7 protein-coding genes are annotated in these 8,442 nt (G+C 42.4%); 5 read left to right on the forward strand and 2 right to left on the reverse strand.

Translation table 11 applies throughout. The features are described 5' to 3' along the window. From ACO4PX_RS06480 to ACO4PX_RS06495, 4 genes are all read left to right on the forward strand, one after another. Nucleotides 1-1,949, forward strand: a 1,949-nt coding sequence (locus ACO4PX_RS06480; protein WP_485572030.1) for a response regulator, incomplete at its 5' end; no start/stop codon positions are given. A gap of 15 nt (nt 1,950-1,964) precedes the next feature. Next, the gene (locus ACO4PX_RS06485) at nt 1,965-2,696 is read left to right on the forward strand and encodes a LytR/AlgR family response regulator transcription factor (RefSeq protein ID WP_448972872.1); all 732 of its coding nucleotides are present in this window, start codon (nt 1,965-1,967) and stop codon (nt 2,694-2,696) included. Nucleotides 2,697-2,910: 214 nt separating this feature from the next. Further along, nucleotides 2,911-4,239, forward strand: a complete 1,329-nt coding sequence (locus ACO4PX_RS06490; RefSeq protein WP_455016500.1) for a GGDEF domain-containing response regulator — start codon at nt 2,911-2,913, stop codon at nt 4,237-4,239. 140 nt (nt 4,240-4,379) lie between these two features. Then, entirely contained in the window at nt 4,380-5,768 is a 1,389-nt protein-coding gene (locus tag ACO4PX_RS06495; RefSeq protein ID WP_485565086.1) for an alanine/glycine:cation symporter family protein, read from the forward strand. A gap of 42 nt (nt 5,769-5,810) precedes the next feature. Here ACO4PX_RS06495 and ACO4PX_RS06500 read toward each other — a convergent pair whose 3' ends face one another. After that, the gene (locus tag ACO4PX_RS06500; protein ID WP_304070816.1) at nt 5,811-6,455 is read right to left on the reverse strand and encodes a GNAT family N-acetyltransferase; all 645 of its coding nucleotides are present in this window, start codon (nt 6,453-6,455) and stop codon (nt 5,811-5,813) included. A gap of 99 nt (nt 6,456-6,554) precedes the next feature. Continuing rightward, a complete protein-coding gene (locus ACO4PX_RS06505; protein ID WP_485572031.1) occupies nt 6,555-7,163 on the reverse strand; it encodes a TIGR01440 family protein in 609 nt (202 codons plus the stop codon). Nucleotides 7,164-7,538: 375 nt separating this feature from the next. On the opposite strand from ACO4PX_RS06505, the gene ACO4PX_RS06510 reads away from it, so the two are divergent. Then, nucleotides 7,539-8,442, forward strand: a 904-nt coding sequence (locus ACO4PX_RS06510; protein ID WP_485572032.1) for a cache domain-containing protein, incomplete at its 3' end; no start/stop codon positions are given.

Raw genomic sequence — 8,442 nt, forward strand, 5'->3', positions numbered from 1 at the left:
AATTAAATCTTCCCATTGACCTTTTGGGACTGATTACCGCCATTGAGGTATTGCGCAGCTTTTATATAGTTTGGAAGAAGGATAAGCACCTCTTTAGGGAGTTGACCTGGATGATGGGGGCTTATTGTACCCTAATCGGTTTCTGTATTATTGAGCTGCTTTCCTATATGATTAGCGGATACACAAATCAGGGAAAATTCCTTTCTATCGGAACCATTATCTTTGCCTTCCAGATTATGCATGCCCAGGGCATTGAGTATGATAAGGTACAAAATGAAAAGAGCAAGCTGGAAATTTCCGATAAAGTACAGGCGGAATTTTTGGCCAATATGTCCCATGAGATTAGAACTCCCATTAATACCGTTATCGGTATGAATGAGATGATTCTTCGGGAAAGCCGTGATGATGCGGTATTAAGCTATGCGCAGGATATTCAGGCTTCCGGACAGACCTTGTTGTCTTTAGTAAATGATATTTTGGATTTTTCCAGAATCGAATCCGGAGGAATCAAGCTGGTACCAAAGCCCTATGAATTGGCTACTGTGATTCACGAAATCAACAGTATGGTTCGCTTCCGAGCAGAGTGGAAGGGACTGCAATTTGAAATCCTTGTTGATGGAGACACTCCGGCGGTGCTTTACGGAGATGCTTTCCGGGTGCGAGAGGTTATCCTAAACCTGATAGATAATGCGATTAAGTATACGGAAAAGGGTAAAATTACTTTGAGCGTAACAGCGAGGGCTTTGGATGAAGAGGGAAATTCTCCTGTCCAGTCCAAGGAAGAAACCGGACTCAGTACGGCAAAAGCCATAGAGCTGCAGATTGCCGTAAAGGATACCGGTGTAGGTGTGAAGGAAAGTGATCAGAAGCTGATTTTCCAGAAGTTCCAAAGAGTACAGTCCGGTTGGAGCCAAAACATTCAGGGAACAGGTCTGGGACTGCCCATTACCAACTATTTTGTGGAAATCATGAACGGACACATTCAGTTGGATAGTGTATTTGGAGAGGGCTCCTGCTTTACCGCCTATATTCCCCAGTGGCAGTTAAACGAAGATCGTATCGGAAATTATGAAGAACGGTATCAGAAGCAAAGAGGAGAGAAGAAGGACTTTAATAAGGGCTTCATTGCCAAGGACGCCAGAATTTTAGTGGTGGATGACAATGAATTAAATCTTCGTCTGGTACAGAATCTTTTGAAGAGGACAGAAGTACAGATTACCTGTGCTTTTTCCGGAGAAGAGTGTATTGAGAAGTTAAGAGAAGAGAACTTCGATATTATATTCCTTGACCACATGATGCCGGGAATGGATGGAGAAGAAACTCTGAAGAAGATTCGGGAAAATGCCTTTGAAAACCGTTATGGAAAGCCGGTTCCCGTCATTGCTTTTTCCTCCAATATGCTCCCCGGTATTCGTCAGAAGTACGTAAACACAAGCTTTGACGCTTATCTGACGAAGCCTGTGGATGGAAATGAGCTGGAGAAAACCTTGTATACCTTCCTGCCGGAGAATTTAATTCGGAAGAGAACAAATGAAGAATATTTTCAGACAGAATTAAAGAAACATGCTATAGTAGAGAAGGAAGAAGAAGAGAAAACGCTGGATCGAAGTACAGGTTTGCAGTATTGCATGCAGGATGAGGAAGTATATCGAGAAATTCTGGGGCTTTTCAGAGACAGTAGTGATGAGAAGATGCAGGAGCTGGAGAAGGCATTTGCAGAGAAGGACTACAGTAAATATCGCCTCTATGCCCACGGATTAAAAACAACCTCCTTAACGGTTGGTGCCGTAAAGCTATCCGAAAATGCAAAAAAACTGGAACATGCAGCAAAAAGAGTAGTAGACAACGTAGAGAAAGAGGAAGCCGAGCATTATATTGCCTATAATCATGAGGCTTTCATGGCTCTCTACAGGAAGACAATTCAAGAAGCTAGAGAATACTTACAGTAGTCCGGGAGTTTATCCATGAAGAAAATTAAGCTTGTGGTATGTGATGATGAGCTGGTACAACGGAAATTTTTAGGGGTCCTATTGGAACGATTTTTTAAAGAACGGAAGATTCCGGTAGAGATTTCTTACTATGGCTCCGGAGAGGAATTTCTGGAAAATAAAGAGCAGGATCTTAATCTTACAGACTTGTTTTTATTAGACATTTTTATGCCGAATTTAAACGGAATTGAATTGGCAAGAGAGATTAAAGAAAGGAATGCTCCGGGGAAAATCATTTTTATCACAGGAGGAAATGACTATGTGACGGAGGCTTTTGAATTAAAGGCATTTTCCTACATTCAAAAGCCTGTGGAATATGAGAAATTTTCTAAAGTACTTTCCCATGCCTTAGAAACCGTGGAGAAGGTAAAATATATGGAAGTCATGGTGGACCGGGAGCCGGAGCGGATTTATCTGGAAGACGTGGAATATGTGGAAACCATGGGAAGAAGGCTTCTCATTCACCTGCATGAAGATGATATGGAAACCTATATGTCCATGAAAGCCTTTATGGATCAACACGGGAAGGATGATTTTTTACAGATATCCCGCTATATTGCGGTATCCAAGGATAGTATCCAACGGATTACCGGTCGGAGCCTGTTCTTACAGGATGGCACGGAATTACCCATCAGTGAGAAGTATTTGCCTACAGCCCGGAAGGAACATACGGAATATTTGCATACTAAGAAGATGGCCAGTGTTTAGGAAGCTAGACATGGCCTCTTTGTGTGTTTAAGAAGGATTTTCGATAAACTAATTTTAATAGATGAATTAAATATTATTTTGTGAAATATTTTAAAGAAAATTAAGAATAAAAAACTTAAATAGAGCTTGACGTGTCTTTATCGTTTTTCGTAAGATAGAGGTAGGATGTAAGATTTTTGTAAGATGTATCCAGGGATGGTAGAAAAGGAGTAAAATGAGCCAGAGAGTGGTCATCGTGGATGATGAGTTGATTCCCAGAAAAATTGCAGAAAAGGCATTGAAGGATCATTATCAGGTAGCTACTTATGACAATGCCAAAACCGCATTGGAGGATTTGCCGAATTCCAAGCCGGATATTTTGCTGGTGGATTTGCATATGCCGGAGATGGACGGCTATGCTTTCTTAAAGGAGATTCGCCGTTTGGAACGCCATGATTTGGCTGATATTCCGGTGGTGATTATGACCTCTGACGAGGATTCCGGAGCGGAGATTAAGGGCTTTGATTTGGGCGCTTATGACTATATCAGAAAACCGCTGTTACCGGATCTTTTACTTCGCCGTGTGGAACGGATTATAAAAAGAGAACAGATGCTTAAGCATCTGGAAAAAAAGGCGGATATCGATGTTTTAACGGGACTTTTTAATCGAAGTGCCTGTGTGCAACAAATTAACGAGTATTTACAAATGAAAAAAGACAACGGTCTTTTGTTCATGCTGGACCTGGACCATTTCAAGATGGTAAATGATCGTTTCGGTCATGAGATGGGAGATCAGGTTTTGATGGAAGTGGCGAAGGTGCTACAGGGACTGGTGCGTTCCGATGATGTTTTGGGGCGTATTGGCGGTGACGAGTTCATTATTTTTTACCGAGGCTTCTGGAATGAGGATGCTTTAAAGGATCGTTGTGAGGAAATCTGCCTGAAGGTGAAGTCTTGCCTGGAACATGTATTGGGCTCCTCCGTTTCGGGACAATTCGGAATTTCCATTGGTGTTGCTATGGCCCCTCAACAGGGCTCCGACTTTTTAAGTCTTTACCAAAAGGCGGATGAAGCCATGTATCATGTAAAGTCCGCAGGACATGGTGGATATTTCGTTTTTTCGGAAGAGCAGGAGGAAGAAGAGGAAATCAGCAACGTGGTTTCCTTGCCGGAGATTCAGAAAAGAATTGAGGGCAGAGATTATTTTCCCGGTGCTTATATGGTGGATTATGAAGACTTTTGCAGTATCTATCATTTTCTAAAGCGGACGGGAGAGAGAGCACAGCTTCCGGTACAGATGGTTTTGTTTACGGTAGAAGAGAGTTCGGATGCGGATCGCAGAGGAACGGAAAATCGAATGAGGAACTTTGGAGGTCTTTTGAGCAAGACGATTCGAAGGGGAGATGTGGTGGTTCGCTGCGGCAACAAACAATATATGATTTTATTGGTTGGTGCAAGTGCGGAATCCAGTCATGTGGCTATTGACAGAGTGATGCGACAGCGATCTTTGGAGGAACAGGAGGATTATCCTATTCGTGTAGAGGTCAACAGCTTGATAGGTTAGTAGATGATTAGAGCATAGAACATTCAGAACATAGAGTATTTAGAGAATAGAACATAGAACATTCAGAACATAGAGCATTTAGAGAATAGAGCATTTAGAGCGTAGAATATTTAGCGTATAGAACAGATAGGGTAAAAAAGATGAATATGTTGATTGAGGCCAACCGGCTGGTGAACCGGTTTATTTGGGGAGTGCCGGCGATGGCCTGTATTCTTGGTGTGGGATTGTATCTGAGTATCCGTACCGGATTTTTACAGCTTCGGAATTTTCCTGAGGCTATGCAGGTAACAATCGGAAGAATTTTTCGTAAAAGAGAGGCAAAGGACGGGGCTTTGACACCCTTTCAGGCGGTTTGCACCGCTTTGGCTGCAACCATCGGAACAGGGAATATTGCCGGTGTGGCGGGAGCCATCAGCATTGGCGGCCCCGGAGCTGTCTTTTGGATGTGGATGTCCGCGATTTTAGGGATGTGCACCAAGTTCTGCGAAGTTACCTTGGCAGTTTATTATCGGGAAAGCAATAAAAAAGGGGAGTTGCTGGGCGGACCCATGTACTATATCAAGAACGGTTTAGGCAGGCAGTGGCTTTTTCTGGCTTACCTTTATGCAATTTTTGGTATTCTTACGGTGTTTGGTACCGGAAACGCGACCCAGGTGAATACGATTACAGCGGCAATTAATGAAGCCTTGTTCCATTTTTCCCTATTGCCTACGGAAGGGAATGGAAGGGTAAACCTTTTTATCGGGATAGTGATTGCTGTGCTGGTTGCTTTGATTTTGTTGGGGGGAATCAAGAGAATTGGACAGGTGACGGAAAAGTTGGTTCCTTTTATGGCTTTGTTTTATGTCGTATTGTCCTTAGGGGTTGTTTTCCTTCATTTTGATAGAGTTCCCTCTGTTTTTACTACGATTTTTGCTTCGGCCTTCTCTCCCAGAGCATTTACGGGAGGTGCAGTAGGAAGCTTTATTCTTTCCATGAAAAAGGGAATTTCCAGAGGGATCTTCTCTAATGAAGCAGGTCTGGGAACCGGATCCATTGCCCATGCGACAGCGGATACCAGAAAACCGGTTAAACAGGGATATTTTGGAATTTTTGAGGTGTTTGCGGACACCATTGTGATCTGTACGCTGACAGCGCTTGTGATCTTATGCAGCGGGGTAGATATTCCTTTCGGAAGAGAAGCCGGCGCTGAGCTTACAATTTCAGGCTTTACCAGCACCTATGGTGCCTGGTCCAGTATTTTTACTGCAGTGGCTCTGTGTTGTTTTGCTTTTTCCACCATATTGGGATGGGGCTTATATGGAGCTCGATTTACAGAGTTTGTTTTTGCCTCCCCCATAGCGGTAAAGATTTTTTTAAGTCTTTATGCTTTAGTGTCTATTCTGGGAGCTACCGTAGATTTATCCCTGGTTTGGGCCGTGGCGGATACCTTTAACGGCCTTATGGTAATCCCCAACTTGATTGCTCTTTTCCTCCTCTGTCCTAAGGTACTACAGTGTATTTCGGAATATCGAAAGAGTGAAGGATAGGAGAGGCCTGTCTGTTATGCAAAATGAAAAGACTGTTGTCGTTTATGCGACAACAGTCTTTTCATTTTGCACATCCATGGAGAAGCTCCAATTCCCCATTTGGGTTTTCGGGGTATGGATTTCTTCGTAGGACATTAAGGAGAAACCTGCTTTTTCATAAAAACGGGCATTATTTTCCGTGTTGGTAATCAGGGTGAATTGTCCCCCGCCTTCAGAGGATACATAGGGAATTACTCCTTCTTCCAGGAATTGTGCGCCGATGCCTTCCCCTCTACGGTTGTTTTTTACCGCTAAAGAGCTTAAATACCAGAAGGGGCATTTTTGGCTGTGAATTACTTTTTCCGCTTTTTCTGTCATGGAAATCCATGCCAAAGTCTTGAAAATACCGCCAATCATAAAGGTTTGCAGTGCCTTTTTGGAAACGTAGTCTTTAAATTCCACACCCTTGTCCATTGGGCTTTGGATTGCGGCTACGGCAAGAATTTCTCCGTCTTCTTCGGCCAGCAACATTCTCTGTTTTCCGTAGTAAATCTCCACGGCAATGGTTTGGATTGAGTGCACAAATTCTCTGCGCTTTTCATCTTCTTCAATAAAATTAGAAAAATAAGGATAGTCAAAAAAAGAATCGGTTAATAAGTCTACGCAGGCAGTCAAATCTTTTTCTTCAGCAAAACGGTATTGTAACATGGATTCCCTCCCGTAAATCTAAGCGTAATCATAGGAAACATCCTGTTTCCTTTTCGAAATAATTTCGACTCATTTACACAATAATATAAAATTTAATTTTTAAAGCAGGCGCTCATCATAGGAAGCACGAATACCGCCGATAAACTTCGGCCGGACTCTGGCTGCGGTAACATGGGCGTGAAGCAGTTCCTTTTGGGAAAGTCTAAGAGGAACCGCAATGGATTTTAAGTGCATTCCGATAAAGGTATCTCCGATATCAAGACCTGCATCGGCTTGGATTCTCTCTACAAGGATAGGATCCCGGAAGTTCTCATAAGCTTTTGTGGAAAAGGACCCTCCTGCCTTTGGTTTCGGAACTACATTTACAGGCTCCGAAAATGGGAGGGCTACACGTTCCACCACAAGGGCTCTGTTTAAATGCTCACAACATTGGGTGGCTAAAAATACCTCTGCTTCTGAACAGGCCCGATAGATGCCCTGAAAAAGGCATTCTGCCGCTTCCAAACTGGAACAGCTGCCGATTCTTTCTCCGATAACTTCAGAGGAGGAGCAACCCACCACAAGAATCTGTCCCTTTTGCAGCTTGGCCTTTTCAATTAACTCTTTACATAGAGAATAGCTTTGTGCTTCCAGTTCTTTGGGGCTGATTTCTGTAAGAGGATGTTCTGCTAAAACGTCTAAATTTCTCCCGATGTTTTCGTTATTCATAAAGGCTCCTTTCTATTTTTGCAAAGAATTCCGTCAAATCTTCTGTATGGCAGTTTTAATATTACAACCGGTGAATAAGATAATCTTGTTGATTTCCTCTACAGTTTACTCGAATGAGAGAAAAATTTTCAAGTATTTTGTGTTTATGACAAAATACTTTACTTATAATTCATTTTTGTAATGAGAAAATTAAGCAACAGCATAGAAGAAAATACAAAGGCAAAGTTGATTATATTCTTAAAAAATATATTTCTAAATTCCGAACAGTGTGTTCTATAAATTCAATTTATTATGAGAATTTTAGTTTTGCCGATAATATTTAGGTCGTAAAAAATCGAGAAAAATGGAATTTTCTACAGAAGGAGTGAAGGAACAATGAAAAAACACGATTTTAGTACAACAAAGGGCAGACAAGTGCAGGGGTCAAAGCGAAGCCATTCCTTAAGTGGAAGAATTTCTTTGAGCTTAGGTATTATCATGCTTTTCTTGTTTGCACTGATGACTGCTTTTATTCTGGCTGTAGCCAGTGCCGCATTTAACAAGAAAAACGAGCAAAACATGAATGCGCTTTCCAACTTGAATGCGAGTAGAGTGAACAAAATCACGGTCAATACCAGCAATACCATGAAGTCTTTGGCAGAGAGCTTCGTAAATTTTCATAAAGAAGACGGCGGAGATTCTGCTCTCAGCGGAAAGAGCAAGCTGGAAGAAGCTACCGGAGCATTGACGGTTTCGGAGGCTGAGGAAGAGTATTATTTAATGAAAACCATGCAGGGCTTTGCGAAAAACAATCTGGGGATTGTGAGCCAGGCATTGCTCTTGGAGCCGGATGCATTTTCCAAGGAAAACAGCAATTACTCCCTTCGTTATGATACCGATGGGGATAAGTTCTCCATGGTGCCTTACGAGGTATACGGTACACAGGATTTTTATAAGCAGGCACAGGAGAGCAAGGTGGCTTCCGCAACCCTTCCTATGGAAAATGCGGACACCGGTAAGGCAAGCTTCTATATGACTGTTCCCATTCTGGACGGAGATCGTTTTTTGGGAATCGTAACCACAGAGATTTCCACAGAGGTTTTCAACGAGTTGGATATGAGCACCCTCGGTTATGAAAATGTGTTCTTTGATGTTTTAGATAATCAAAATAACTTCGTTTACAGTAACAACCCGGATGCAAAAGGAAAGAACCTGGGAGACCTTATCGGTCAGAAATATAGTGATATGCTGGTGGAAAAGATGCAGAGTAAGGAAGCATTTTTCCAAAGAGACAGTCAGG

This window comes from Oribacterium sp. (assembly GCF_057249185.1).

What these genes read in the sequence shown, in the direction of transcription:
- ACO4PX_RS06485 (WP_448972872.1), top strand. Translation starts at nt 1,965, where the DNA reads ATGAAGAAAATTAAGCTTGTGGTATGTGATGATGAGCTGGTACAACGG.
- ACO4PX_RS06490 (WP_455016500.1), top strand. Translation starts at nt 2,911, where the DNA reads ATGAGCCAGAGAGTGGTCATCGTGGATGATGAGTTGATTCCCAGAAAA.
- ACO4PX_RS06495 (WP_485565086.1), top strand. Translation starts at nt 4,380, where the DNA reads ATGAATATGTTGATTGAGGCCAACCGGCTGGTGAACCGGTTTATTTGG.
- ACO4PX_RS06500 (WP_304070816.1), bottom strand. Translation starts at nt 6,455, where the DNA reads ATGTTACAATACCGTTTTGCTGAAGAAAAAGATTTGACTGCCTGCGTA.
- ACO4PX_RS06505 (WP_485572031.1), bottom strand. Translation starts at nt 7,163, where the DNA reads ATGAATAACGAAAACATCGGGAGAAATTTAGACGTTTTAGCAGAACAT.